The sequence below is a fragment of the Pseudomonas sp. CC6-YY-74 genome, assembly GCF_002025205.1.
GTDB lineage: Bacteria > Pseudomonadota > Gammaproteobacteria > Pseudomonadales > Pseudomonadaceae > Aquipseudomonas > Aquipseudomonas paeninsulae.
The window spans coordinates 3521043-3547132 of sequence record NZ_CP019947.1 but is presented as its reverse complement, the minus strand read 5'-3'; the positions used below and the strand labels follow the sequence as shown (position 1 = coordinate 3547132).

General features: G+C 63.7%; 21 protein-coding genes and 1 pseudogene. 13 read left to right on the top strand and 9 right to left on the bottom strand.

Annotated features, from left to right (window positions below; genetic code table 11):
* Nucleotides 1-153: 153 nt before the first annotated feature.
* The gene (locus B2D37_RS16090; RefSeq protein WP_079203633.1) at nucleotides 154-783 is read right to left on the bottom strand and encodes a glutathione S-transferase; all 630 of its coding nucleotides are present in this window, start codon (nucleotides 781-783) and stop codon (nucleotides 154-156) included.
* A 672-nt stretch (nucleotides 784-1455) separates the two neighbouring features.
* On the opposite strand from B2D37_RS16090, the gene B2D37_RS16085 reads away from it, so the two are divergent.
* The 3 genes from B2D37_RS16085 (at nucleotide 1456) to yegQ (ending at nucleotide 4968) form a co-directional block, all read left to right on the top strand.
* Nucleotides 1456-1722: a DUF4212 domain-containing protein gene (locus B2D37_RS16085; RefSeq protein ID WP_079203632.1), complete on the top strand. Its 267-nt coding sequence runs from the start codon at nucleotides 1456-1458 to the stop codon at nucleotides 1720-1722.
* Nucleotides 1723-1732: 10 nt separating this feature from the next.
* On the top strand, nucleotides 1733-3499 hold the full coding sequence (locus tag B2D37_RS16080) for a sodium:solute symporter family protein (RefSeq protein WP_079203631.1): 1767 nt from the start codon (nucleotides 1733-1735) through the stop codon (nucleotides 3497-3499).
* Between the two features lie 152 nt (nucleotides 3500-3651).
* Complete coding sequence (yegQ, locus tag B2D37_RS16075; protein ID WP_079203630.1) at nucleotides 3652-4968, top strand: tRNA 5-hydroxyuridine modification protein YegQ; 1317 nt, start codon at nucleotides 3652-3654, stop codon at nucleotides 4966-4968.
* Between the two features lie 107 nt (nucleotides 4969-5075).
* Here the strand turns inward: yegQ and B2D37_RS16070 are convergent, their stop codons facing one another.
* From B2D37_RS16070 to B2D37_RS16050, 5 genes and pseudogenes are all read right to left on the bottom strand, one after another.
* On the bottom strand, nucleotides 5076-5687 hold the full coding sequence (locus B2D37_RS16070; RefSeq protein WP_079203629.1) for an SCO family protein: 612 nt from the start codon (nucleotides 5685-5687) through the stop codon (nucleotides 5076-5078).
* 42 nt (nucleotides 5688-5729) lie between these two features.
* Entirely contained in the window at nucleotides 5730-7586 is a 1857-nt protein-coding gene (locus tag B2D37_RS16065; protein ID WP_079203628.1) for a multicopper oxidase family protein, read from the bottom strand.
* Between the two features lie 589 nt (nucleotides 7587-8175).
* Entirely contained in the window at nucleotides 8176-8883 is a 708-nt protein-coding gene (locus tag B2D37_RS16060) for a PolC-type DNA polymerase III (protein WP_079203627.1), read from the bottom strand.
* Nucleotides 8880-10810 (bottom strand): annotated as a pseudogene (locus B2D37_RS16055) (putative nucleotidyltransferase substrate binding domain-containing protein). Before B2D37_RS16055 ends, B2D37_RS16060 begins: the two are co-directional and overlap by 4 nt.
* 143 nt (nucleotides 10811-10953) lie before the next feature.
* Nucleotides 10954-13143: a malate synthase G gene (locus tag B2D37_RS16050; RefSeq protein WP_079203626.1), complete on the bottom strand. Its 2190-nt coding sequence runs from the start codon at nucleotides 13141-13143 to the stop codon at nucleotides 10954-10956.
* Nucleotides 13144-13506: 363 nt separating this feature from the next.
* Between B2D37_RS16050 and B2D37_RS16045 the strand changes: the two genes are divergently transcribed.
* Both B2D37_RS16045 and B2D37_RS16040 read left to right on the top strand, forming a co-directional pair.
* Entirely contained in the window at nucleotides 13507-13968 is a 462-nt protein-coding gene (locus B2D37_RS16045; RefSeq protein ID WP_079203625.1) for a GNAT family N-acetyltransferase, read from the top strand.
* Between the two features lie 67 nt (nucleotides 13969-14035).
* The gene (locus B2D37_RS16040) at nucleotides 14036-14554 is read left to right on the top strand and encodes a glycine cleavage system protein R (protein WP_079203624.1); all 519 of its coding nucleotides are present in this window, start codon (nucleotides 14036-14038) and stop codon (nucleotides 14552-14554) included.
* A gap of 364 nt (nucleotides 14555-14918) precedes the next feature.
* Here the strand turns inward: B2D37_RS16040 and rarD are convergent, their stop codons facing one another.
* The 3 genes from rarD to B2D37_RS16025 form a co-directional block, all read right to left on the bottom strand.
* Nucleotides 14919-15830, bottom strand: coding sequence for an EamA family transporter RarD (rarD, locus tag B2D37_RS16035; protein ID WP_079203623.1), 912 nt, complete (start codon nucleotides 15828-15830; stop codon nucleotides 14919-14921).
* Nucleotides 15831-16159: 329 nt separating this feature from the next.
* Nucleotides 16160-17134, bottom strand: a complete 975-nt coding sequence (locus B2D37_RS16030; protein WP_079203622.1) for a serine/threonine protein kinase — start codon at nucleotides 17132-17134, stop codon at nucleotides 16160-16162.
* 246 nt (nucleotides 17135-17380) lie between these two features.
* Nucleotides 17381-18115 carry a ComF family protein gene (locus B2D37_RS16025; RefSeq protein WP_079203621.1) on the bottom strand — a complete coding sequence of 245 codons (735 nt, stop codon included), beginning with the start codon at nucleotides 18113-18115 and terminating at the stop codon, nucleotides 17381-17383.
* 79 nt (nucleotides 18116-18194) lie between these two features.
* On the opposite strand from B2D37_RS16025, the gene bioB reads away from it, so the two are divergent.
* The 8 genes from bioB to B2D37_RS15985 all read left to right on the top strand — a co-directional run bounded on the left by bioB (nucleotide 18195) and on the right by B2D37_RS15985 (nucleotide 26070).
* Nucleotides 18195-19250 carry a biotin synthase BioB gene (gene bioB / locus B2D37_RS16020; protein WP_079203620.1) on the top strand — a complete coding sequence of 352 codons (1056 nt, stop codon included), beginning with the start codon at nucleotides 18195-18197 and terminating at the stop codon, nucleotides 19248-19250.
* Between the two features lie 122 nt (nucleotides 19251-19372).
* Nucleotides 19373-20545, top strand: a complete 1173-nt coding sequence (gene bioF, locus B2D37_RS16015; protein WP_079203619.1) for an 8-amino-7-oxononanoate synthase — start codon at nucleotides 19373-19375, stop codon at nucleotides 20543-20545.
* Nucleotides 20538-21269 carry an alpha/beta fold hydrolase gene (locus B2D37_RS16010; RefSeq protein WP_079203618.1) on the top strand — a complete coding sequence of 244 codons (732 nt, stop codon included), beginning with the start codon at nucleotides 20538-20540 and terminating at the stop codon, nucleotides 21267-21269. The genes bioF and B2D37_RS16010 overlap by 8 nt, the downstream gene beginning before the upstream one ends.
* Complete coding sequence (gene bioC, locus B2D37_RS16005) at nucleotides 21262-22071, top strand: malonyl-ACP O-methyltransferase BioC (RefSeq protein WP_079203617.1); 810 nt, start codon at nucleotides 21262-21264, stop codon at nucleotides 22069-22071. Before B2D37_RS16010 ends, bioC begins: the two co-directional genes overlap by 8 nt.
* Nucleotide 22072: 1 nt before the next feature.
* Nucleotides 22073-22762, top strand: coding sequence for a dethiobiotin synthase (bioD, locus tag B2D37_RS16000; RefSeq protein WP_079203616.1), 690 nt, complete (start codon nucleotides 22073-22075; stop codon nucleotides 22760-22762).
* 96 nt (nucleotides 22763-22858) lie between these two features.
* Nucleotides 22859-23158, top strand: coding sequence for a hypothetical protein (locus tag B2D37_RS15995; RefSeq protein WP_079203615.1), 300 nt, complete (start codon nucleotides 22859-22861; stop codon nucleotides 23156-23158).
* 48 nt (nucleotides 23159-23206) lie between these two features.
* Nucleotides 23207-23974 (top strand): putative metalloprotease CJM1_0395 family protein, encoded by a 768-nt coding sequence (locus B2D37_RS15990; protein WP_079203614.1) that lies wholly within the window; start codon nucleotides 23207-23209, stop codon nucleotides 23972-23974.
* A 290-nt stretch (nucleotides 23975-24264) separates the two neighbouring features.
* Complete coding sequence (locus B2D37_RS15985; protein WP_079203613.1) at nucleotides 24265-26070, top strand: phenylacyl-CoA dehydrogenase; 1806 nt, start codon at nucleotides 24265-24267, stop codon at nucleotides 26068-26070.
* Nucleotides 26071-26090: the final 20 nt, after the last annotated feature.

The window sequence follows — 26090 nt, the reverse complement described above, 5'->3', positions numbered from 1 at the left end:
TCGGTAGGCGCCAGCTTGCTGCAGTCCGGCGTCCCAGCGCTGCTTTACGCTATTTTCTTTCGTGCCCGGATCGCCAGCCAGGACTCGGCGTGCCCCTGGTTCCTACGAGGCATGGCAGCAACATGGCCATTGGCACGCGGTCTATTGCCAGGCTCAGTCCGGCGGCTGGGTGGCCTGCATCGATGGCCGCTGGCTGCTCTCGGCATACCAGCCGGCCAGTTGCGGGAAGCGTTCGCGCCAGCCCAGTTGCGCCTGGCGGAAATCCAGGTAGCCGAGGGCGCAGGCGACGCCGATCGCGGCGATATCGAAGTGGCAGGCCAGTTCGGCAATCGCCTCATCTTCGAACTGTTGCAGGGCGCGCTCGATCTTCGCCTGCTGGCCTTGCTGCCATTGCTCCCAGCGCTTGTCCGCTGGCCGCAGAAAGGTCTCGTAGCGGATCAGCACGGCCGCGTCGAGGATCGCGTCGGCCAGGGAGGCCAGGGTCAGGCGCCGCCAGCGCGAAGGCCCCTGTAGCGGGATCAGCGGGTCACCGACATGTTGCTGGTCGAGGTAGTCGAGGATCACCCGGCTGTCGTGCAGCACATTGCCGTCGGCCAGGCGTAATGCCGGGATCTTGCCTGCCGGATTAAGCCGGTTGAGTTCGCCGTCGGTGGTGGTCGGGGTGGCCTGGACCTGCTGCAAGGCCACACGGTCGAGTTGACCGGTCTCGTGCAGCAGCACCATGACCTTGCGTACGAAGGGCGAGGTGGGCGAGTAGAACAGGGTCATGCTGGGGCTGGACATGCGGCCTCCTTACAGGCGGTTGAGCGCAATCGTGGAAAGATTACTGCGTTCGCCCCACGCCTGCATGACTCAGTAACCAATGACCACCAGCCGATCGGTTGCCGGCTCGACCGCCCAGGCTTCGCCGGGGCGGTCGAGCCTCTGCCGCACGTTGGCGTTGCTCGGTCGCTGGGGACGCTCTAGACGCGTTCCCGGCCGGCTCGACATGGACGATGGCCTTGGCCGCGGAGTCGGTCAGCCAGACCTGATCGCGCTCATCGACATACACCGAGAAGGCGCGGCGCGCTGCCTGGCCGTGGCCAGTACTGCACCTGCGCGGCCTGTAGCGAGGCCGAGGCTGATGAGGCGGTTTATGGCCGGCTGCCGAAGCTCAGGGCAGCGCGGTATGGCCCCGAAAATCGGCCGAAGGTTACCGATTGCAGCCACAGCCACCGCGACAACCGCCGGTTTGCCCGTCAATCCCGGACTAGAGCGGCGCTCGCGCATTCGACCTTGGTAGGGGCGGCGGTGCCCGGCGGCTCGGGTTGTGTGCCTGTAAGCCGCGCCACTGGGGGCTGGAAAGGCTTATGCACGCGGCTGGGCGCGGGCACTCGACCAAAGTCTCACTGGCGGTCGCCACTGGGACTGCTAAGTTGCAAGGGTCAAAACAACAAAAAACGAGGAGTCCCTCATATGTCCGTATCTAAGCAAGAGGCCGCCAAGGCCTACTGGAAAGATAACCTGCGACTGATGTTGATCCTGCTGACCATCTGGTTCGCAGTGTCATTCGGCGCAGGGATTCTGTTTGTCGAACAGCTTAACCATATCCAGTTCTTCGGTTTCCCTCTGGGCTTCTGGTTTGCTCAGCAGGGCTCAATCTATTCGTTCGTGGCGATGATTTTCTTCTATGTGTGGAAGATGAATCAGTACGACCGCAAACACGACGTCCACGAAGAATAAGGCGCCGAACATGGATACCCAAACTCTGATCTATCTGTTCGTCGGCGCGACTTTTGCGCTGTATATCGGCATCGCCCTCTATACCCGAGCCGGCTCCACCAGCGAATACTATGTCGCCAGCAAGGGCGTGCATCCGATCCTCAACGGCATGGCCACCGGCGCTGACTGGATGTCGGCGGCGTCGTTCATCTCGATGGCGGGGATCATTTCCTTCATCGGCCTCGACGGTAGCGTGTACCTGATGGGCTGGACTGGCGGTTACGTGCTCCTGGCCATGTGCCTGGCACCCTACTTGCGCAAGTTCGGCAAGTTCACCGTGCCGGATTTCATCGGCGAGCGTTACTACTCGCAGACGGCGCGTCTGGTAGCGGTGGTGTGCGTGATCTTCATCTCGTTCACTTACGTGGCCGGGCAGATGCGCGGCGTCGGTATCGTCTTCTCCCGCTACCTGGAAGTGGACATCAACACCGGCGTATTGATCGGCATGGCCATCGTGTTCTTCTATTCCGTGCTCGGCGGCATGAAGGGCATCACCTACACCCAGGTGGCGCAATTCTGCGTGATGATCTTCGCCTACATGGTGCCGGCGATTTACATCTCGATGATGATCACCGGTAACCCGATCCCGCAGCTGGGCTTCGGTAGCGACGTGATCGGTACCAGCACCTCGGTACTCGAACGCCTCAACGGCCTGAGCACTGAACTGGGCTTCGACACCTACACCGATGGCAAGAAGTCGACCATCGACGTGTTCTTCATCACCATGGCGCTGATGGTCGGTACCGCCGGTCTGCCGCACGTGATCGTACGCTTCTTCACCACCCCGACCGTGCGTGCTGCCCGTCTGTCCGCCGGTTACGCCCTACTGTTCATTGCCATTCTCTACACCACCGCTCCTGCTCTCGCAGCTTTTGCCCGGATCAACCTGTTGACCAGCATTCCCGGGCTGACCTACACCGAAGCGCCGCAGTGGGTGAAGAACTGGGAGAAGTCCGGTCTTATCGCCTGGATGGACAAGAACGGTGACGGCAAGATCCAGTACGGCCCAGGTGCTCCATTCGTCGGTGCTCCGACCTTCGCCGCAGAGCTTGGGGTGAATGGCGAACGGGTGGTGACTAACGTTGCTACACCGGCAGCCACCGAGTTCTACGTGGATCGCGACATCATCGTCCTGGCCAACCCGGAAATCGCCGGTCTGCCGGGCTGGGTGATCGCCTTGATCGCTGCGGGTGGTCTGGCGGCTGCACTGTCGACTGCTGCAGGCTTGTTGTTGGTGATTTCGACCTCGATCTCGCATGACCTGCTCAAGAGCAATCTGATGCCCAACATCAGCGAGAAGAAGGAGCTGCTCGCGGCACGTTTGGCAGCAGGTGTGGCGGTAGTGGTCGCTGGTCTGTTCGGCATCTACCCGCCGGCCTTCGTGGCGCAGGTGGTGGCGTTCGCCTTCGGTCTGGCTGCAGCCTCGTTCTTCCCGGCCATCGTCATGGGCATCTTCTCCAAGAAGATGAACAAGGAAGGGGCGATCGCCGGCATGGTGGTGGGTCTGGCCTTCACCTTCAGCTATATCGTCTACTACAAGTTCATCTTCCCGACTGCCGGGCCTGCTGACTGGTGGTTCGGTATCTCGCCTGAAGGCATCGGTACCCTGGGCATGATCTTCAACTTCATCACTGCGATCGCAGTGGCCCAGGTAACTGCTGCACCGCCGGAGCACATCCAGCACATCATCGAAGACATCCGCATCCCCCGTGGTGCAGGTGCTGCGATCGAGCACTGAGTGCTAAAGCGCTAAAGCGGTAAACAGAACGCCCCGGAAACGGGGCGTTTTGCTGTCTGCAGCATTCGTGATTTTTATAGATGCAGATCAAGGCCGGTCGCCACTTGCGTGCTTAGAATCGCGGCCCTCCTGGATTTTCGAGCGTGCGGCATATGGCCTCTTCACCCCGTCACCCCGAACTGCTGTCCCCGGCCGGCACCTTGAAGAATATGCGCTACGCCTTCGCCTACGGTGCCGATGCGGTCTACGCCGGGCAGCCGCGCTACAGCCTGCGGGTGCGTAACAACGAGTTCGACCACGCCAACCTGGCGCTGGGTATTGCCGAGGCGCATGCCCAGGGCAAGCAGTTCTACGTGGTGGTCAATATCGCGCCGCACAACGCCAAGCTGAAGACCTTTCTCAGGGACTTGCAGCCGGTGATCGAGATGGGCCCGGATGCACTGATCATGTCCGACCCCGGCTTGATCATGCTGGCGCGCGAGCATTGCCCGCAGATGCCGATCCACCTGTCGGTGCAGGCCAACGCGGTGAACTGGGCCAGCGTCAAGTTCTGGCAGCAGCAGGGCTTGAGCCGGGTGATTCTGTCGCGCGAATTATCGCTGGAGGAAATCGCCGAGATTCGCAGCGAAGTGCCAGGGATGGAGCTGGAGGTGTTCGTCCATGGCGCGTTGTGCATGGCCTATTCCGGGCGTTGCCTGCTGTCCGGCTATATCAACAAGCGCGACCCCAACCAGGGCTCCTGCACCAACGCCTGCCGCTGGCAGTACAAGGCCGAAGTTGCCCAGGAGAACGAGCTGGGCGATATCGTGCGCATCGTCGAGCCGACCCTGGGTGCGGGTGCACCGACCGAACAGGTGTTTCTGCTGGAGGACGGCAGCCGCCCCGGCGAGCAGATGGCCGCCTACGAGGACGAGCACGGCACCTACATCATGAACTCCAAGGATCTGCGCGCGGTGCAGCACGTCGAGCGCCTGGTGCAGATGGGCGTGCACTCGCTGAAGATCGAGGGTCGCACCAAGTCCCATTACTACGTGGCGCGCACCGCTCAGGTGTACCGCAAGGCCATTGACGATGCCATGGCCGGGCGGCCGTTCGACCAGTCGTTGCTGGGCACCTTGGAATCCCTGGCCCACCGCGGCTACACCGAGGGTTTTCTGCGCCGTCATGTGCACGACGAATACCAGAACTACCAGCGCGGCAACTCGGTGTCCGAGCAGCAGCAATTCGTCGGCGAGCTGACCGGCGAACGCCGCGGCGAGTTGGCCGAAGTACGGGTGAAGAACCGCTTCGCCCTGGGTGATGGCCTGGAGCTGATGACGCCCCAGGGCAACCTGCACCTGCGCCTGGAGGTCCTGGAGAATCGCCAGGGCCAGGCGATCAACGTGGCGCCGGGCGACGGCCACGTGGTCTACCTGCCGCTGCCGGCCGAGGTGTCGCTGGAATACGGACTGCTGATGCGCGATCTGTAGTCGTCGCGCATACGCGCAGGCAGGGGGATTCGCTTCGGCGCAGAGATGCCGGCGCTCTTCAGGTGGGTTGCTTTGCAGACGCTGGGCCTGCGCGTCCAGCCCCGGTGCTAAAGCGTCAGCGTCCGGCTGACATGATTGATAGTGGCGAGGATCTGCCGAGGCTCGGCCAGGGCCGGGGCCATGCTCCAGCGTTGGTAAGCGTCGTTGCCGATGCGCAGCATGCCGGTGTGGGTGGTCTGGTCGCGGTCGACCTCTGGATCGGGATCGGAGAAGCCGAGGCTGTAGCGCAGCTCCTCGATGTCGGCGGCTGCGCCGGTGAGGAACAGCCAGCCTGGGTCTATGCGGTGCAGTTTGGCGTAGGCTTTGAGGGTTTCTGGGGTATCCAGCTCAGGCTGCAGGCTCAGCGAGTACATGAATATATCCCGGCCCACGCGCGCGCCTAATAGCTGTTGCACGCGGCGCAGGTTCGCCGTTGCGGTCGGGCAAATATCGGCGCAGGAGACATACATCATGTTGATGGTGACCACCTTGTCGCGCACCAGGTCGTCGTAGAACCTGACGTTCTTACCTTCGTGGCTAACCAGCGGGATGTTGGGGATGCGCGAGCTAGCGTTTATGGCAAGCCGGGGCTGGGCCTCGGCACCGCGCCAGACTGTGGGGGCGAGCGCGGCGGCGCCCAGGGTGGCCATGCCCAGCACTAGTTCTCTGCGAGTGTTCATGTGCGGTTCACCTCATTGATCAAGGGTGTTGCTGCGCGCGAATCAAGCATCTGGATCCTCGACGTCCCAGCGCACCATCATCGCGTGGTCCTCGTGGATCACGTTGTGGCAATGCATGACGTACTTGCCGTGGAAGTCGCGAAAGCGCACGAGCACGCGAATGGTCATGGTTTTCTCGAGGACGAATACGTCTTTACGTCCGCGCTCGTGGGGAGGCACCGGCACCTCGATACCGTCCACGCTCTTGCTGAGGATGCGGCCTTCCTCCAGGTGCAGGTGAATGGGGTGTGACCAGCCGCCAGACTTGCTCACCAACTCCCAGACCTCGGCGCTGCCTTGCTTGATCTTGGCGCGCGGGTTGTGGCTGTCGAATAGCTGGCCGTTGACCGTCCATAAACCATTCTTGCGATCGAACTCCCAGCGCCGCACGCGCAATTTGGCGATCTCCTTGGCTGAAGGCAGCTTCGGCAGTTCGCGCAGTTGCTCGGGCACCTGGCTCAGGTCCTGCTGCGGCGGATATTGGTCGACGATGAACTTCAGTACGCGAGTGCCGGGCGCCTTGACGTCCTTGGGCTTGCGCGTGCTGTCCTGGCGCAGGCGGTTGACCAGGTACAGTTCGGTGCCGATTGGGTACTGGGAGAAGTCGACCACGATGTCGGCGCGCTCGGCCACGCCGAGATGCACCTTGCGCTGGTTGAGCAGCGGCGCCGGCAGCAGGTTGCCGTCGTTGGCGATATAGGAGAAGGGCTGCACCTGGTCTTTCGCCGTGACCAGATAGAACTCGTAGAAGCGGCTGGGGCCGCTGTTGAGCAGGCGCAGGCGATATTTGCGCGCATCGACATGTAACACCGGCTCGATCTTGCCATTGACCGTCACCTTGTCGCCGAGCACGCCCTCGACATGCAGGTCGTCCCAGAACAGCTGGCCGTTGGGGGCGAAGCGCTTGTCGCCAAAGGCCAGCGGGTAGTCGTAGGGGGGGCTCGGTAGGCGCAACGCGCCCGGTTTATCGTCGTCTTCTTTGCCCGAGTCGATGTGGTCGAATAGCAGGTAAAAACCCGCCAGGCCGCGGTAAACGTTAGGTGCGGTGTAATCCTCGGTGTGGTCGTGAAACCACAGCGTACCCAGAGCCTCCTTCGGATCGCCGATACCCTCGCCGTGGAGGGCTCGCCATTCGTCGTAGCCGGCGTAAATGTTGGGGTAGAAGTGGTCTTTGAATTTTCCTGTGCCTTGCCTCGGCCCCGTCTGGTCCAGGGCCGACCCTGCCATTGTTTCGCTGTAGAAGTCTGCCGGATAGCCGTCGCAGCCTGAAGACATGTGCAGGTTGTGCAGGTGGGTGGAGATCTCCGGGCTGCCGAAGCCGACATGACCCGGCGGCAGTTCATTATGGAAACGGCACAGGATCGGTTGGCCGTACTTCGCGAAGATGGTCGCGGGCGCGGTTGCGTCCGGTGTGTCGGCAACTGTGGCGGCAACGTAGGTCCAGGCGGTCTGTGTGGGCAGGTCCGGATGGAACTCCCAGGGAATTTCCTTGGCGGTTAACTTATAGAGTTCCGGCGGCCCCAGCGCGCCGACGATTTCGTCGAAACGCTGGTGCGGCTCTCGCCCGGCTTCGTCGTCGGCTTTCTTCGGTGCCGCCTCGGCGCTTGGGGTCAGCACGCTGACCGGTTGGACCGGCACTATCGCCCTGGGCAGCTCCACCAGCCAGGGCTGGGTGGGCGGGCTAGGCGGGAAGACCGGCTGCGGGGTGGTCACCCACTCCACCGCATCACTGTCACGCCCGTTTAGCAGCAGCGGGGCGGCCAGTACGCTGGCGGAAAGTTTGAGGAATGTGCGTCTTGCGGGACCGTCGGGTGGGTCTTTTGGAGCGGCCGACGGATTTTTTTTGCCCTTTTTGCTCATGGATTGCCTCCACATCCTTGCCATTGTTGTGCCAAGGAATGTTGATTGCACTGGTGTTGTTCTCCCCGAGAGCGGCTGCGCAGCGCGGCCTCGTGCATTGCGTGCACTGTCCGCACGTCTCGCGCTCGCACATTCAACTAAAGACGCCAGCCTTGGCCGTGTCAACCTATTGGCGTTTATCTATATTCTGATTATTAGTTTATATAATGCACTGATAACTATTGATAAATATAAATTCGTATTGCGAATATGTTGCTCCGCCAGACAGGCATATCGCGAAATAAATGCAGTCGGCGCGGAAATATTCAACGCGATGCCGCACCGGGAGTCGACCGCTGGACGGCCTTGCTCGGGTTTAGGCTGCAGCGAGCCATGTGCGCCAGGACGACGCTGAAAAAATGGCGAGAGCGGCGCTCGATGTCAGTGGGATTGGCGGCCGGGTTATGCGTTGCGCGGCAGGCAGGCGCGGGGCGCAGGCCTGATCAGGTGGCAGCGCTCGGTGCGGCACTCGGTTAGCCGTGCGCCTTAAGGGTGGCGCGTGGCCAGGGTCGCGTCGGCGAGTGTGTCGGGCGGATGTCCGTGGCGGCGGTTATAGCGAGTGGACGCGCGGCCGCCGCCGCCAGCTGGCCAGGCGCTGATCCAGCGCCAGCAGGCTGTCCAGTTGCTGCTGACGCGCCTTGCTGAACAGAATCAGGGCCAGTTCGGCGGTGACCAGGGCGTCGGCGCTGGCATTGTGGCGCTGCTGCGCCTGCAGGCCGAAATAGCGGGTCCAGTCATCCAGGCCGCCGCGCGGGACCTTCGCCTGCGGGCAGAGCAGCGGCGCCAGTTCGGCGACATCGAAGAAATGGTGGTGCAGGCGGTAGCCCAGGCTCTGCTTGAGGGCGCGCGCGAGCATGCGCTGGTCGAAACCGGCATGGAAGGCCAGCAGCGGGCTGTCGCCGAGGAACGCCATAAAGCCCAGCAGGGCTTCGGCCGGCTCGATGCCCGCGGCGATGGCGCTGGGCGCCAGACCGTGGATCAGCACGCTGGCGCTGACCTTGTGGTTGTGGCGCTGCAAGGTGCATTCGAACTGCTGGCCCAGGTCGATGGCGCCGCCTTCGATCACCACCGCGCCAATCGACAGCAACTGGTCGCGCTTCATGTCGAGGCCGCTGGTTTCCAGGTCGAGCACCACCAGGCGCTGTTCATGCAGTGGCCTGTGGTCGAGGACGGCCGGCTCGGCCAGGCCGATGCGCCGGTCCAGTTGCGACTCGAGCAGGGCGGGACCGCGGCCAGTGAACCAGGTGAACTGACTCATAGCTGATAGCGCAACGTCAGGCTGCTTTGCAGGCGCTGGGCCTGGCGAAAGGCCTCGCGCAGGATGCGTCGGTCGAGCTGGTTGAGGCTGTCGGGGTCGATCCGATTGGAGTAGGGCCGGTCTTGCTGGGCTTGCCGTTGATGTTGCTGCATGCGCGTCTGCTGGATGAAGTGATAGGCCTCTTCATAGGCCGCGCCGTCGAGCGGCTCGATCACCCCTTGGCGATCAGCTCGCGCAGGCGCTCCAGGGTGTTGCAGGCTTCGATGCCGTGGGCCAGGGCGAGCAGGCGGGCGCCGTCGACGAAGGGGGTCAGGCCCTGCACCTTGAGGTCGAGGGTGTCCTTCTCGACGCCCTTGCGGGCCACCACGAAGTCGCGAAAACGGCCCACCGGCGGGCGCTGGCGCAGGGCGTTCTCGGCCATCATGCGCTGGAACAGGCTGTTGCTGGCGACCTGCTTGAGCAGGCCCTGGCGCAGCAGGTCACAACCGTAGGGATCGCCCCAGACCACGCGCAGGTCGAAGTAGATGCTCGATTTGAGCAGGTTCTCCGGGGTCGCCTCATCGATAAAGCTGGTGAAGCGCCGCGTCCATTCGCGGCGTGACAGGCACAGCTCCGGGTTGCCGGCCATGATGTTGCCCTTGCACAGGGTAAAGCCGCACAGCGCCAGGCGCTGGTTGATCTCGGTGGCCAGCGGCAGCAAGCGGCGGCGCATGTCGGCGGCGCTCGCCGCGTCGCTGGCCTCGAACAGGATGCCGTTGTCCTGGTCGGTGTGCAGGGTCTGTTCGCGGCGGCCCTCGCTGCCGAAGCACAGCCAGGTGAAGGGCACGCCGGGGTCGCCGAGGTCTTCCAGGGTCAGTTCGATCACCCGGCACACGGTGTGGTCGTTGAACAGGGTGATGATGTGGGTGATCTGGGTCGAGCTGGCGCCGTGGGCGAGCATGCGCTCGACCAGTTGCTGGATATCGCTGCGCAATGCGGTCAGGGTCTCGACCGTGCCGGCATGGCGAATGGTGCGGGCCAGATGGACCAGATCGACCCGCTGCAGGGAGAACAGGTCGCGCTCGGAGACCACGCCGCACAGGCGCTCGTGTTCGACCAGGCAGATGTGGGCGATATGCCGCTCGGTCATGGCGATTGCCGCCTCGAAGGCGCTGGCGTCGGGCGGCAGGTAGAAGGGCTCTAGGGTCATCAGGCTGTCGATCGCCTGATCCAGCGAGCTGCCGTCGGCGATCACCCGGCGCAGGTCGCGCAGGGTGAAGATGCCCAGGGGTTTGAGCGCCGGATCGACGATGACGATGCTGCCGACGTGCTGTTCGTGCATCAGTTGCACGGCCTGGCGCAGCGGCGTGGTGGGCGGGCAACTGATTGGCTGGCGCATCGCCAGTTCACCCAGGCGGCTGTCCAGCGAATACTGCGCGCCGAGGCTTTCCACCGCACGCATCTGGACCTGCTGGTTGACCTGGTCGAGCAGGCTGCTGACCCCGCGCAGGGCGAAGTCGCGAAATGGGTTGGACAGCGCGAACAACTTGACGAAGGCCGGCTTGCTCAATAGCAGGCAGAAGGTGTCTTCGGCAGCCAGGTGTTCGGTGCGGGTGGCGCGGTCGCCAATCAGCGCCGCCAGCGGGAAGCATTCGCCGCTGGTGATCTCGAAGGTGGTTTCGCTGCCGCGCTTGGCCGAGTGCGGACGCTCGCCATGCACATGGCCCTGCTTGACGATGTAGAAGTATTCGACCGGGCCGTCGGTCGGCTTGATGATGGTCTCGCCTGCGCTGAAGAAGCGCAGCTGGCAGTTTTCCACCAGGTAGGCCAGGTGGGCCATGTCCATCTGGTTGAACGGGGGGTATTTCTGCAGGAACTCCACGGTGCCGTGGATGTTCTGCAGCACCGCTGTCTTGCCGGCCTGGGTGTAAGCGTCCGATTTGCTCATGCCGCACGGCCTCGAAGCAACTGTGGGTGTCTATGGTCTGCCGCAACGGTCAGGGTGCCCATTGGACGTAAGTCTAGAAGGCTGGCGCTCAGGCACAAAAAAACCGCCCCGAAGGGCGGTTTTTTCAGTGCAGCAGCGCGGCATTACAAGCCGTTGTTGGCCTTGTTCTTGGCCTTGAACTCGCGGCGCCGGCGGTGCAGTACCGGCTCGGTGTAGCCGTTGGGCTGCTTGCCGCCTTCGACCACCAGTTCCAGGGCCGCCTGGAACGCGATGTTGCTGTCGAAGTCCGGTGCCAGCGGCCGGTACAACGGGTCGCTGGCGTTCTGCCGATCGACTACCGGCGCCATGCGCTTGAGGCTCTCGATCACCTGTTCCTCGGTGACCACGCCGTGGCGCAGCCAGTTGGCCATGTGCTGGCTGGAGATGCGCAGGGTGGCGCGGTCTTCCATCAGGCCGATGTCGTTGATGTCCGGCACCTTGGAGCAGCCGACGCCCTGGTCGATCCAGCGCACCACGTAACCGAGGATGCCCTGCGAGTTGTTGTCCAGCTCGTTCTGGATTTCCTCGGGCGTCCAGTTGCTGTCGGCGGCCAGCGGAATGCTCAGGATGTCGTCCAGCGAAGCCGGCACCCGTTTGGCCAGTTCGGCCTGGCGGGCGAACACGTCGACCTGGTGGTAGTGCAGCACGTGCAGTGCGGCGGCGGTCGGCGAGGGTACCCAGGCGGTGTTGGCGCCGGCCAGCGGGTGGGCGATCTTCTGTTCGAGCATCGCCGCCATCAGGTCGGGCATGGCCCACATGCCTTTGCCGATCTGCGCACGACCCTGCAGGCCACAGGCCAGGCCGGCGTCGACGTTGTTGTCTTCGTAGGCGGCGATCCACTTCTGGCTCTTCATGGCAGCTTTGCGCACCATGGCGCCGGCTTCCATCGAGGTGTGGATTTCGTCGCCGGTGCGGTCGAGGAAGCCGGTGTTGATGAACACCACGCGCTCGCTGGCCGCCTTGATGCAGGCCTTGAGGTTGACCGTGGTGCGCCGCTCTTCGTCCATGATGCCGACTTTCAGGGTGTTGCGCGGCAGGCCGAGCACGCCTTCGACGCGGCCGAACAGTTCGCTGGTGAAGGCGACTTCTTCCGGGCCGTGCATCTTCGGCTTGACGATGTAGATCGAACCGGTGCGGGTGTTCTTGCGGCTGGTGTTGCCATTCAGGTTGTGGATGGCGACCAGGCTGGTCAGCAGACCGTCCATGATGCCTTCCGGTACCTCGAGGCCCTGGTTGTCGACGATCGCGTCGATGGTCATCAGGTGGCCGACGTTGCGGATGAACAACAGGCTGCGCCCGTGCAGGGTCAGCTCGCCGCCGTCGGTCTGGGTGTAGACGCGATCCGGGTTCATGGTGCGCGTGAAGGTCTGGCCACCCTTGGCCACGCTCTCGGCCAGGTCGCCTTTCATCAGGCCCAGCCAGTTACGGTAAACCACCACTTTGTCGTCGGCATCGACGGCGGCGATCGAGTCTTCGCAGTCCATGATAGTGGTCAGCGCTGCTTCCATCAGCAGGTCCTTGACCCCGGCCGGATCGGTCTGGCCAACCGGGGTGCTGGCGTCGATCTGGATCTCGAAGTGCAGGCCGTTATGCTTGAGCAGCACGGCGATCGGCGCCTGGGCGTCGCCCTGGAAACCGGCCAGTTGGCTGTCGTCGAGCAGGCCGCTGTTGCTGCCGCCCTTGAGGCTGACCAGCAGTTTGCCGGCTTCGATGCGGTAGCCGGTGGCGTCGACGTGGGAGCCGGCGGCCAGCGGTGCAGCCTGGTCGAGGAAGGCGCGGGCGAAGGCGATGACCTTGTCACCGCGAACCTTGTTGTAACCCTTGCCTTTCTCGGCGCCACCTTCTTCGGAAATCACGTCGGTGCCGTAAAGGGCATCGTACAGCGAGCCCCAGCGGGCGTTGGAGGCATTCAAGGCGAAACGCGCGTTCATCACCGGCACTACCAACTGCGGGCCGGCCAGGCGGGCGATTTCTTCGTCGACGTTCTCAGTGGTTATCTGGAAGTCGGTTGGCTGCGGCAGCAGGTAACCGATTTCCTCGAGGAAGGCTTTGTAAGCCGCGGCATCAAAGGTCTGACCGGCGCGGGCCTGATGCCAGGCGTCGATTTGCGCCTGGATCTCGTCGCGCTTGACCAGCAGGGCGCGGTTTTTCGGGGCCAGTTCGTTGATCAGGGCCTCAAAGCCGGCCCAGAACTTGTCGGCAGCGATGCCGGTACCGGGGATGGCTTCGTTGTTCACGAAGTCGAACAGTACTTTGGCGACCTGCAGGCCACCCACTTGAACGCGTTCAGTCATCACTTGCCTCACTCTGCTCAGCTCTTCAGCTCTACTCGATAGCCGCTTCGGACCTGGGGTTTAAGTCGTGTAGTCCGAGGCGCGGCATACTACATCAAGATTCTTGGAAAATCAGTGGGTGCGCGTCGTTGTGCGACCAAGAGGCGCTTTGCAGTCACGATGAGGGCGCTGTGCTCTCAAAAAACGGCAATTATTGTTTCATAAAACCATGAAAACGGTACACATTAATTGCGCCAGGCCTTGCGGCGGGTGTTTGTCAGGCTGCCTATACTGCGACGACAGTATGGAAGCTTGTGTATATAACCGCGCCTACTGCGACCGCTGTACGGTTGCCCTACGCGAGTTACCGAAGGAGTTGATGTGATGCGCATACACGCGGCCAGCTCGGCCGATCTCGACGATCTGACCTGGTTGTTTGCCGGCTACCTGCAGTTCTATCGGGAGGACAAGTCGCTGGCGGCGATTCGCGAGTTTCTGGCGGCGCGCCTGAGTCGCGCCGACTCGGTGCTGTTCCTGGCACGTGACTCGCAGGGTAGGGCGCTTGGCTTCGTCCAGCTCTACCCGTTTCATGCTTCGCTGGCGCTGCAACCGGCCTGGCTGTTGAGCGACCTCTATGTGCTCGAGGCCGCCAGGCGTCAGGGGGCTGGCGCAGCGCTGATGAACGCCGCCCGCGCCCATGCCGAAACCACTGGCGCCTGTGGTTTGCAGTTGCAGACGGCGAAGAGCAATCTGGCTGGGCAGGCACTGTACGAGCGGCTCGGTTATATGCGCGACGAGCTGTTTCATACCTACTGGCTGGACTTGCCGCCGCCACGCGGCGACTGAAAACGGAGCCGTTGCCGTGCGCGCGGACCTCCTTACCTGACTGCTGAATAACCACGAGAGGCTTGTCATGGATCATCTGGTATTAACCGTCATCGCCAAGGATCAACCCGGGCTGGTCGAGCGTCTGGCCCAGTGCGTGGCCGACCACGGCGGCAACTGGCTGGAAAGTCGCATGTCGCGCATGGCCGGCCAGTTCGCCGGGATTCTGCGCGTCGCGGTGCCGGCCAAGGCCCACGCCGAACTGGTCGAGGCGCTGCAGGGCCTGAGCGTCGAGGGCATCCGCGTGCTATTGGAGCAAGGTGGCGCCGAACCATCCGGTAACTGGAAGTCGATTCATCTCGACCTGGTCGGCAATGACCGCCCAGGCATCATCCGCGATATCACCCGCTTGCTCACCGAGCACGGGGTCAACCTGGAAAGCCTGATCACCGAAGTGGCGCCGGCGCCCATGAGCAGCGAGTTGCTGTTCCATGCCCAAGCGCAGCTGGCGGTGCCGCAGGAGTTCTCCCTGGATGTGTTGCAGGCCAAACTGGAAACCCTCGCCGATGACCTGATGGTGGAGCTCAATCTGCGCACCGATGCCTGAGCGCGGGTGAAAAAACGCTCGCCTATTGCGGTCGCCTTCAAGCGGCCGCAGTGTGCCTTGCCGCGAACGCCTGGAGAGGGTCTCGCGACGACGCTCGATATTTTCACAAGCCCTGAGCGGGTATGCACATATCCCCAGCTGGCGTGGGTATCGTTGTGGATAAGCTGGGGAGACTCGGCTGTCCTGCTAGTCCCCCGCGACTCTCCGGAGCTTGGTTAAAAAAGCAGCTGTTTCAATAACTTGTGCACATAGGCCGGGGATGCTTCTGTGGATAAGGTTGGGATGGATGGCTGCAGCCCAGGCGCGGTCGAGTGTGCGCAGGTTTGCGCATTTTTTGTACAGTTCGTGGTTGGCTGGGCGCGGACTAGTCAGCACCCAGCGACTGGCGTCCGCCGCGCTTGCGCAGGGTCAGCCAGGCATCGACGCTGTAGAGCGCCAGGCCGGCCCAGATGCAGATAAAGGCCAGCAACTTGCTCGGATCGAAACGCTCGCCGAATACCGTTACCGCCAGCAGCAGCACCAGAGTCGGTGCGATGTATTGCAGAAAGCCCAGGGTGGTGTAGGGCAGGTGACGTGCGGCGGCGTTGAAGCACACCAGCGGGATCAGGGTGATAGGCCCGGCCGCGATCAACCAGAGCGCTTCGGGCGTACTCCAAAATTCGCCCTGGCTGCTCATCGCGGCCGGGTGCCAGAGCAGCCAGCCGATCGCCAATGGCAACAGCAGCCAGGTTTCCACCACCAGACCGGGCAGCGCGGCGACCGGCGCCTGCTTGCGGATCAGCCCGTAGAAACCGAAGGTCAGCGCCAGCACCAGCGACACCCAGGGCAGGCTGCCGACCTGCCACACCTGCTGCGCCACGCCCACGGCGGCCAGGCCGACGGCCAGCCATTGCAGGCGGCGCAGGCGTTCGCCGAGCAACAGCATGCCGAGCAGCACATTGACCAGCGGATTGATGTAGTAGCCGAGTGCGGCCTCGAGCATGCGTTCGTTGTTCACCGCCCAGACGTACACCAGCCAGTTGCTGGCGATCAGCAGGCCGCTTAGCGCCAGTACCGCCAGGCGCTTGGGGTTGTCGCGCAGCTCGCGTAGCCAGCCCGGGTGTTTCCAGACCAGCAACAGCGCGGCGCCGAAGACCGCCGACCAGAGCGCGCGGTGGACGATGATTTCCAGCGCGGGGACATCCTGGATGGCTTTGAAATAGAGCGGGAACAGGCCCCAGATGACGTAGGCGGTCAGGCCGAGAATGTACCCGCGGCGCGGGTTGGCGGTGGCCATGCAGAATCCTTGCTTAGGCTACTAACTAAAGCCCTGGATTCTAGCCGTGCGGCGCGACACTTGTCTGCAGACTCAGGTTTTTCCTATCAGGGAAGAAGTTGTTATGCGTAACGCGGACGTTACAGTCCTGGAACCTAGGGTCATGGGCACAATCTGAGGCCATCGTCGGATGGATGACGCCCCGCTCAGCTTTACCACTGTAGACCCTATGTTCCGCTGCAACCCCCGCACCGACCTGGCCCGTGCCGGCGCAAGTCGCGTCTGCTCTATAAATCCAGGCGGGCGTCGGGATTGTTGCTCTTGCTGGTTGCTTGCCGTTGTCCCTCCGATCAGAACAGTCTCAGCGGCTCTTCATCCAGCGCGGCCAATTGCTCGCGCAGCATCAACACTTGCTCGCCCCAATAACGTTCGCTGCCGAACCAGGGAAAGCTGTGGGGGAATGCCGGGTCGTCCCAGCGCCGCGCCAGCCAGGCGCTGTAGTGCATCAGGCGCAGGGAGCGCAGGCCCTCGATCAGCGGCAGTTCGCGCGGGTTGAAATCGTGAAACTCCTGGTAACCGTCCATCAGTTCGGACAGTTGGCTGAGGCGATCATGGCGTTCGCCGGCCAACATCATCCACAGGTCCTGCACGGCGGGGCCCATGCGACAGTCATCGAGGTCGACCATATGGAAGGTGTCGTCGCGGCACAGCAGGTTGCCGGGGTGGCAATCGCCATGCAGCCGAATCGCCTGCACCGGGTTATCGGCGAACAACCCATCGAGGCGTTTGAGCAGGTCGCGGGCCACCGACTCGTAGGCCGGCAGCAAGCTGCGCGGAATGAAGTTGCCCTCGAGCAGGGTGGCCAGCGAGGCGTGGCCGAAGTTCTCTACCTGCAGGGTTTCCCGGTGGGCGAAGGGTCGCAGCGAACCGACTGCATGCAGGCGGCCGAGCAACTGGCCGAGGCGATACAATTGATCCAGATTGCCCGGCTCCGGTGCGCGGCCGCCGCGCCGCGGGAACAGGGTGAAGCGGTAGCCGGCATGCTCGAACAGGGTTTCGCCATCGCGCACCAGTGGTGCCACCACCGGCACCTCGCACTCGGCCAGCTCGAAGGTGAAGCTGTGCTCCTCGCGAATCGCCGCGTCGGTCCAGCGCTGCGGCCGGTAGAACTTGGCGATCAGCGGCGTTTCGTCCTCGATACCCACCTGGTAGACGCGGTTCTCATAGCTGTTGAGCGCCAATATGCGGGCATCGCTGAGGTAGCCAATGCTTTCCACGGCATCCAGCACCAGGTCGGGAGTAAGTGCGGCAAATGGGTGGGACATGATCGGCTCCGGTCTCTGGGCCGACGAGTGTAGCGCTTATGCATGGCCGGGCGGTGTTTGGGCGCTCCGTAGGATGGCGTTGAGCGTAGCGATACCCATCGGTAATCAGTCAATCCGCACGCAGGCCGATTATGACCATCGTCAGCAATTACCTGCCTGGAAGTGAGTTGGCATTCGCTGTGATGGGTATCGCTGCGCTCAACGCCATCCTTCGAATCGATTCGAGTCCGGATGCGATCGCTGGCGTCAGTCCCCTGGTTTCGGTGTGCGCGCCAGGCAATAGATGTCGACCCGCGTCGCGCCGGCCTTCTTCAGCAGGCGCGCCAGGCTCTCGGCGGTGGCGCCGGTGGTCAGCACGTCGTCGACCAGGGCCAGGTGCAGGCCGCTGACCTGACTCTTGGGCGCCAGGGCAAAGGCGCGGCGCAGGTTGCGTTTACGGGTGGCGGCGTCCAGTTGCTGCTGCGCCGGGGTGTCGATAACCCTTTGTAGCCAGTGTTGCTGCAACGGCAGGTGCAACTGTTCGCTCAGCCACTGGGCGAGCAACGCCGCCTGGTTGAAGCCGCGCTGGCGTTGCCGGCGCTCGGCCAGAGGCACGGGCAGCAGCAGGTCGGGCCTGGTCAGGCCTTCGCCGAAGGCATGCAGCAGGTGTTGTGACAAAAGCTCGCCGAGCAGACGTCCCAATGGCCACTTGGCCTGATGCTTGAAGCGAGTGATCAGGCTGTCGACAGGGAAGGCGTAGCGCCAAGGCGCCTCGACCCGATCAAACCGCGGCGGTCGTTTCAGGCAGCCGCCACAGGTCAGTCCGGCGTGGGGCAACGGCAGGGCGCAGACCTGGCAGCGTGCACCGAGCCACGGCAGTTCGCTTTCACAGCTGACGCAGAGGCTGTTTGCGCTGTCGGCGGGCTCGTCGCAGAGCAGGCAGGCCTGTTTGTTTTTTAACCAGTTGTAAACCTGCAGCGGCTCATCTGGTTGACAGCGCATAAGGCTTCCTTAAATATGCCGGACATCCGTGTCGTGCTGGCTGACTCTAGCAGCCGCTACAACTAACCAGGAATCACCGATGAGCGCCACTACCGCTGCCCACTTGCGTCACGATTGGACCCTCACCGAGGTCAAGGCGCTCTTCGAACAACCTTTCAACGACCTGCTGTTCCAGGCGCAGACCGTGCACCGCGCGCATTTCGATCAGAACCGCGTGCAGGTCTCGACCCTGCTGTCGATCAAGACCGGTGCCTGTCCGGAAGACTGCAAATACTGCCCGCAGTCCGGCCACTACAACACCGGCCTGGAAAAGGAAAAACTACTGGAAGTGCAGAAAGTCCTGGAAGCGGCCGCCGAGGCCAAGGCCATTGGCTCCACCCGGTTCTGCATGGGCGCGGCCTGGAAGCACCCGTCGGCCAAGGACATGCCCTATGTGCTGGAGATGGTCAAAGGCGTGCGCGCCATGGGCCTGGAAACCTGCATGACCCTGGGCAAGCTCGACAAGGAGCAAACCGCGGCCCTGGCCGAGGCTGGCCTGGACTACTACAACCACAACCTGGACACCTCGCCGGAGTTCTACGGCAAGATCATCACCACCCGTACCTACGCCGATCGCCTGGAAACCCTGGCCTACGTGCGCGATTCGGGGATGAAGGTCTGTTCCGGTGGCATTCTTGGCCTGGGCGAGTCGCTGGACGACCGCGCCGGCCTGCTGATCCAGCTGGCCAACTTGCCGGAGCATCCGGAGTCGGTGCCGATCAACATGCTGGTCAAGGTCAAGGGCACGCCGCTGGCCGACGAGCAGGACATCGACCCCTTCGACTTCATCCGCATGCTCGCCGTGGCGCGGCTCATGATGCCGCAGTCACACGTGCGCCTGTCCGCCGGGCGCGAGGCGATGAATGAGCAGATGCAGGCCCTGGCCTTCCTTGCCGGTGCCAATTCGATCTTCTACGGCGAGAAACTGCTGACCACCGCCAACCCGCAAGCCGGCAAGGACATGCAGCTGTTTGCCCGTCTCGGCATCAAGCCGGAAGAGCGCGAAGAGCATGGCGACGAAGTGCACCAGGCGGCCATCGAGCAGGCCCTGGTCGAACAGCGCGATTCCAAGCTGTTCTATAACGCCGCGGTCTGATGGCTGTGCTCTGAATAGGTGGGAGGGGCTTTAGCCGCGACCCGGCGCGAGGTCGGTCGCGGCTAAAGCGGATCGCCGCCCGGCCCCTCCCACGGTATTGCGCCCTTACACCCAGGTTGCCTATGTCCTTCGCTCTCGCCGCCCGCCTCGCCGAACGCCGCGCTGCCAACCTCTACCGCCAGCGGCCGCTGCTCGACTCGCCGCAAGGGCCGCTGGTCAAGGTCGACGGCCGCGAGCTGTTGGCCTTCTGCTCCAACGACTACCTCGGCCTGGCCAATCACCCGCAGGTGATCGAGGCCTGGCGCGCCGGCGCCCTGCGTTGGGGGGTCGGCGGCGGCGCCTCGCACCTGGTGATCGGTCACAGCACGCCGCACCACGAGCTGGAGGAGGCGCTGGCCGAATTCACCGGGCGGCCGCGGGCGCTGCTGTTCTCCACCGGCTACATGGCCAACCTCGGTGCGGTCACCGCGCTGCTGAGTCAGGGCGATACGGTGCTGGAAGACCGCCTCAATCACGCCTCTTTGCTGGATGCCGGTCTGCTCAGCGGTGCGCGCTTTTCCCGCTATCTGCATAACGACGCCGCCAGCCTGGCCAGTCGTCTGGACAAGGCCGTCGGCAATACCCTGGTGGTCACCGATGGGGTGTTCAGCATGGACGGCGACCTGGCCGAGCTGCCGGCGCTGTGTGCGGCGGCCAAAGCCAAGGGCGCCTGGGTGATGGTCGACGATGCCCATGGCTTCGGCCCGCTCGGCGCCAGCGGCGGCGGCATCGTCGAGCACTTCGGCCTGGGCCAGGACGACGTCCAGGTGCTGGTCGGCACCCTGGGCAAGGCCTTCGGTACCGCCGGCGCCTTCGTCGCTGGCAGCGAGGAGTTGATCGACACCCTGGTGCAGTTCGCCCGGCCGTATATCTACACCACCAGCCAGCCGCCAGCGCTGGCCTGCGCCACCCTGAAGAGCCTGGAGTTGCTGCGTAGCGAGAATTGGCGGCGCGAGCACTTGAACGCCTTGATCAAACGCTTCCGTGAAGGTGCCCAGTCTATTGGTCTTGAATTGATGGACAGCGCTACGCCGATTCAACCGATCCTGATCGGTGACAGCGCTCGCGCCATGCGCCTGTCGCAGCTGCTGCGCGAGCGTGGCTTGCTGGTCACCGCGATTCGTCCGCCCACGGTGCCCGCCGGCAGTGCACGGCTGCGCGTTACCTTGTCGGCGGCGCACAGCGCTGCCCAGCTCGAACGGCTGCTGGAAGCCTTGGCTGAATGCTGGACGCTACTGGAGAGCCGCGATGCGTGATCGCCTTATTTTGCTACCCGGCTGGGGCCTCGGCAGTGCTCCGCTGGAGCCGCTGACCGCGGCCTTGCGTGGCCTCGATTCGCGTCTGCGGGTTGAGATCGAACCCTTGCCGATGCTGGAATCCAGCGACCCTGCCGACTGGCTGGATGAGCTCGATGCCAATCTGGCCCAAGACACCTGGCTCGGCGGCTGGTCGCTTGGCGGCATGCTCGCCAGCGAACTGGCGGCGCGGCGCGGGGAGCGCTGCGCCGGCCTGCTGACCCTGGCGAGCAATCTGCGGTTCGTCGCCGAGCCGACGTGGCCCAGTGCGATGGCGGCTGAGACTTTCGGCGTGTTTCGTCAGGGCTGCGCCGCAGATGCACGCGCCACCTTGAAGCGTTTTGCCCTGCTCTGCTCCCAGGGCGCTGCGGATCCGCGCGGCTTGTCGCGGCTGCTGCTCGGCGCGGCGCCGCAGATCCGCCCAGAGAGTCTGCTGGCGGGGCTGAATGTACTGGCCGCGCTGGACACCCGCGGCGCCGTGCAGGCCTTTGTCGGCCCGCAACTGCATCTGTTTGCCGGCGGCGATGCGCTGGTGCCGGCGAATGCGGCGGCCGCGCTGTTGGCGTTGCTGCCGGATGTCGAGATCGGTCTGATCGATGCGGCCAGCCATGCCTTCGCCCTGGAGCGTCCCCACGAAATCGCTGCGGCAATCCAGGCCTTTCTGCATGAGGCCGGCGATGACTGAGTGGACACAAGACCCGCTGAGCGGCTTGCCGGACAAGCGTCAGGTGGCTGCGTCCTTTTCCCGCGCGGCCGACAGCTACGACAGTGTCGCGGCCCTGCAGCGCAAGGTCGGCAGCGAGTTGCTGACACGCTTGCCGGCCGACCTGAACCCGCAACGCTGGCTCGACCTGGGCTGTGGCACTGGCTACTTCAGCCGTGCCCTGGGCCAGCGCTACGGCGCGACCGAAGGTGTGGCCCTGGATATTGCCGAGGGCATGCTGCGCCACGCCCAGCCATTGGGCGGCGCGCAGCAGTTCGTCGCCGGCGATGCCGAACGCTTGCCGCTGCGCGACGCGTCCTGCGACCTGCTGTTTTCCAGCCTGGCGCTGCAGTGGTGTGCGGACTTTGCCGCGGTGCTCAGCGAAGCCCGGCGGGTATTGCGCCCCGGCGGTGTGCTGGCCTTCAGCAGCCTGTGCGTCGGCACCTTGCAGGAGTTGCGTGATAGCTGGCAGGCGGTGGACGGTTTCGTCCACGTCAACCGCTTCCGCCGCCTCGGCGATTACCAGCAGCTCTGTGCGGGCAGCGGCCTGCAGGTGCTCAGCCTGCAAACCCAGGCCGAGGTGCTGTATTACCCCGATCTACGCAGCCTGACCCATGAGCTCAAGGCCTTGGGTGCACACAACCTCAATCCCGGTCGCCCGGGCGGCCTGACCGGACGTGCGCGCATGCTGGCGCTGCTTGCTGGCTATGAGCAATTCCGTCAGCCGCAAGGCCTGCCGGCGAGCTATCAAGTGGTCTACGGCCTTTTACGCAAAGAGAATTGAGATGACTGCAGCCTTCTTCGTCACCGGCACCGACACCGAAGTCGGCAAGACCACTATTGCCGCCGGCTTGCTGCATGCCGCGCGCATGGCCGGGCTGTCTACCGCCGCCGCCAAGCCGGTCGCCTCCGGTTGCAGCAAGACCGCCGCCGGTCTGCGCAACGACGATGCCCTGGCCCTGCTGGGCGAATGCAGCCTGGCGCTGCGCTACGAAGAGGTCAATCCGCTGGCCTTTGCCCCGGCTATCGCCCCGCATCTGGCGGCCCGCGAAGCCGGTGTGCGCCTGGATCTGGACGCCCTGCAGGGGCCGGTGCAGAAGATTCTCGACAAGGGCGCAGATTTCACCGTGGTCGAAGGCGCCGGCGGTTGGCGCGTGCCGCTGGCCGGCCAGGCGACGCTGTCGGACCTGGCGATCAGCCTGGATCTGCCAGTGATTCTGGTGGTCGGGGTGCGCCTGGGGTGCATCAATCACGCCGTACTGACCGCCGAGGCGATTGCTCGCGACGGCCTGACCCTGGCCGGTTGGGTGGCCAACGTGGTCGATCCCAAGACGTCACGTCTGGAGGAAAACCTGGCGACTCTCGCCGAGCGCTTGCCGGCGCCTTGCCTGGGGCGGGTGCCGCGCCTGGCCAACGCAACGCCGGCGGCGGTGGCCGAGTGTCTCGATCTGGCGCTGCTGGAGTTGGAGCTATAAGCAGGCCTTTTGCCATAGCATTTTGCCGGTACGCATCGGGCGGATTATCTGCTTCAATGCAGTGCAATCATGTAGTACACCTGCGGGAGCTGGTTCATGCAAATCTCCGCTAACGCCTTCAGTTCGGGTATCAGCACCATTCAGTCGGGGCAGCGTCGGGTCGATCAGGCTGCCACCGAAATCGCCGGCAGTGGCATCGCAGGCCCCCAACAGGCCGGACAAACGCCCGCGCTCAATCAGGTCAACCCGTCAGCAGAAGCTGCCGGGCAAAACCCTGCGGACCTGGCCGAAAGCCTGGTCGCGTTGCGTGTGGGTCAGAACGAGGCACTGGCTGGCGCACGTGTCGTGCGCACTGCCGATGAAATGCTGGGCACGCTGATCGACACCAAAGCCTGAGCTCGCTGACGCGGCCAGTGCACATGCGCAACGACAAGGAGGTACGGCATGCAAATCGGCGCTACGTCGACGTATCTCTCACCGGCGCCGCCATCGCCGGCTCGCCTTGTTGTGCCCGCCGCCTCGGCCGATGTTTCCCCTGACCTGACCCGCGCTGCCCAGGCGCCCGCTACCCCGTCTCCCGCCCTGAGCGATGAACAGAGCGCGTCGGCCCGCGAAGAAGCGGATCAGCCTGCCGAGCAGTCGACCCAGTCCGCTGGCAAGCGCGATACAACCGAACCCAGTTCGCAACAACAGCGCCTCGAACAGCTGGAGATTGCCGAACTGGCCAGTCGTGATCGCGAAGTACGTACCCACGAGCAGGCCCACGCGGCGGTTGGCGGCGGCTATGCCGGCGCACCGAGCTTTACCTACACCCGTGGTCCAGATGGCCAGCGCTATGCCGTCGCGGGTGAGGTCAGTATCGACACCGGCGCGGTGGCGAACGACCCGCGAGCGACCCTGAACAAGATGGACATCGTCGTGCGTGCGGCCCTGTCGCCGGCCGAGCCCTCCGCTCAGGATCTGCGTGTGGCGGCGCAAGCCCAGGCGCAGATGGTCCAGGCGCGCGTGGATCTGGCCGAGCTGCAGCGCAGCGACGCCGCACAAGGGCAAGCCGAGCGCGTGCAACCGAGCGAGGTGGTTGAGCCGGCGGAGCGGGGAGGCGATCCCGAGGCGTCACGTCAGCCGTCGCGTTCGTCGGCAACCGATCTCGATCTGTATCGGCGCACCGCCGCGTTACCGGACTCTGCGCCGCTGATCGACCTGCTTGGCTGATCACCAACAGCCCGTCGGAATTAACCCTGGCCTATTGCGCAAAAGCCTCCAGCCGAACGGCTGGGCTTCCGAGCCATGCACCACGGACTTTCTTCGCTGCCGACGGTCGAGCCTGACAAGCGGCCATTGCCGCGATGCTTGACAAGGCTGGACCGTAAACGTATGTTTCAAACACTTGTTTGATTGCTGGGTGGCCAAGATGTCTCCAGGCAATCGGGAGTGATCCCCCAAGCGACCGTCCATTCGGTCACCCAAACACACTAATGAGTCCACCGCAGAGGTTATTCGCTATGCCTGACTACAAGGCCCCCTTGCGTGATATTCGCTTCGTCCGTGACGAATTGCTCGGCTACGAAGCGCATTATCAGAGCCTGCCTGGCTGCCAAGACGCTACCCCGGACATGGTTGACGCCATCCTCGAAGAGGGCGCCAAGTTCTGTGAGCAGGTACTGGCGCCGCTGAATCGTGTGGGTGACACCGAAGGTTGCACTTGGAGCGAGTCCGGCGTTAAAACGCCGACCGGCTTCAAGGAAGCTTACAAGCAGTACGTCGAAGGTGGCTGGCCGAGCCTGGCCCATGACGTCGACCACGGCGGCCAAGGCCTGCCGGAGTCGCTTGGTCTGGTCGTCAGCGAATTGGTCGGTACCGCCAACTGGTCCTGGGGCATGTACCCCGGCCTGTCCCATGGTGCGATGAACACCATTGCCGAACACGGCACCGACGAGCAGAAGCATGCTTATCTGACCAAGCTGGTTTCTGGCGAGTGGACCGGCACCATGTGCCTGACCGAGTCGCATTGCGGCACCGATCTGGGCATGTTGCGCACCAAGGCCGAACCGCAGGCCGATGGCAGCTACCAGGTTTCCGGCACCAAGATCTTCATCTCCGCTGGCGAACATGACATGGCCGACAACATCGTCCATATCGTGCTGGCCCGCCTGCCCGACGCGCCGCAAGGCACCAAGGGTATCTCGCTGTTCATCGTGCCTAAGTTCCTGCCGAACGCCGAAGGCGCTGCCGGCGAGCGCAATGCCGTGTCCTGTGGCTCGCTCGAGCACAAGATGGGTATCCACGGTAACGCCACCTGTGTAATGAACTTCGACGGCGCAACCGGTTACCTGATCGGCGCGGCGAACAAAGGTCTGAACTGCATGTTCACCTTTATGAATACCGCGCGCCTGGGCACCGCACTGCAAGGCCTGGCGCATGCCGAAATCGGCTTCCAGGGCGGCCTGAAGTACGCTCGCGAGCGTCTGCAGATGCGTTCCCTGACTGGCCCGAAAGCGCCGGAAAAAGCTGCCGACCCGATCATTGTGCACCCCGACGTACGCCGCATGTTGCTGACCATGAAGGCCTTCGCCGAAGGCAATCGCGCCATGGTCTACTTCACCGCCAAACAGGTCGATATCGTCAAGTACAGTCAGGACGAAGCCGAGAAGAAACAGGCCGACGCCCTGCTGGCCTTCCTTACCCCGATTGCCAAGGCGTTCATGACCGAAGTCGGCTTCGAAGCGGCCAACCACGGCGTGCAGATCTATGGCGGCCACGGCTTCATCGCCGAGTGGGGCATGGAGCAGAACGTGCGCGACAGCCGTATCTCCATGTTGTACGAAGGCACCACTGGCATCCAGGCTCTCGACCTGCTCGGGCGCAAGGTGCTGCAGACTCAAGGCGAAGCGCTGAAAGGCTTCACCAAGATCGTGCACAAGTTCTGCCAGTCCAACGAAGGCAACGAGGCGCTCAAGGCCTTCGTCGAGCCGTTGGCCCAGCTGAACAAGGAGTGGGGCGACCTGACCATGAAGGTCGGCATGGCGGCGATGAAGGATCGCGAAGAAGTCGGCGCTGCGTCGGTGGACTACCTGATGTACTCCGGTTACGTCTGCCTGGCCTACTTCTGGGCCGATATGGCGCGCCTGGCCGCCGAGAAGATCGCTGCTGGTGCTGCCGACGAAGCCTTCTACAAGGCCAAGCTGCAGACCGCGCGCTTCTACTTCGCGCGCATCCTGCCGCGTACCCGCACCCACGTGGCCACCATGTTGTCCGGCGCCGGCAACCTGATGGACATGCACGAAGACGACTTCGCGCTGGGCTACTAAGCCCTCCCGCGATGTCGCTT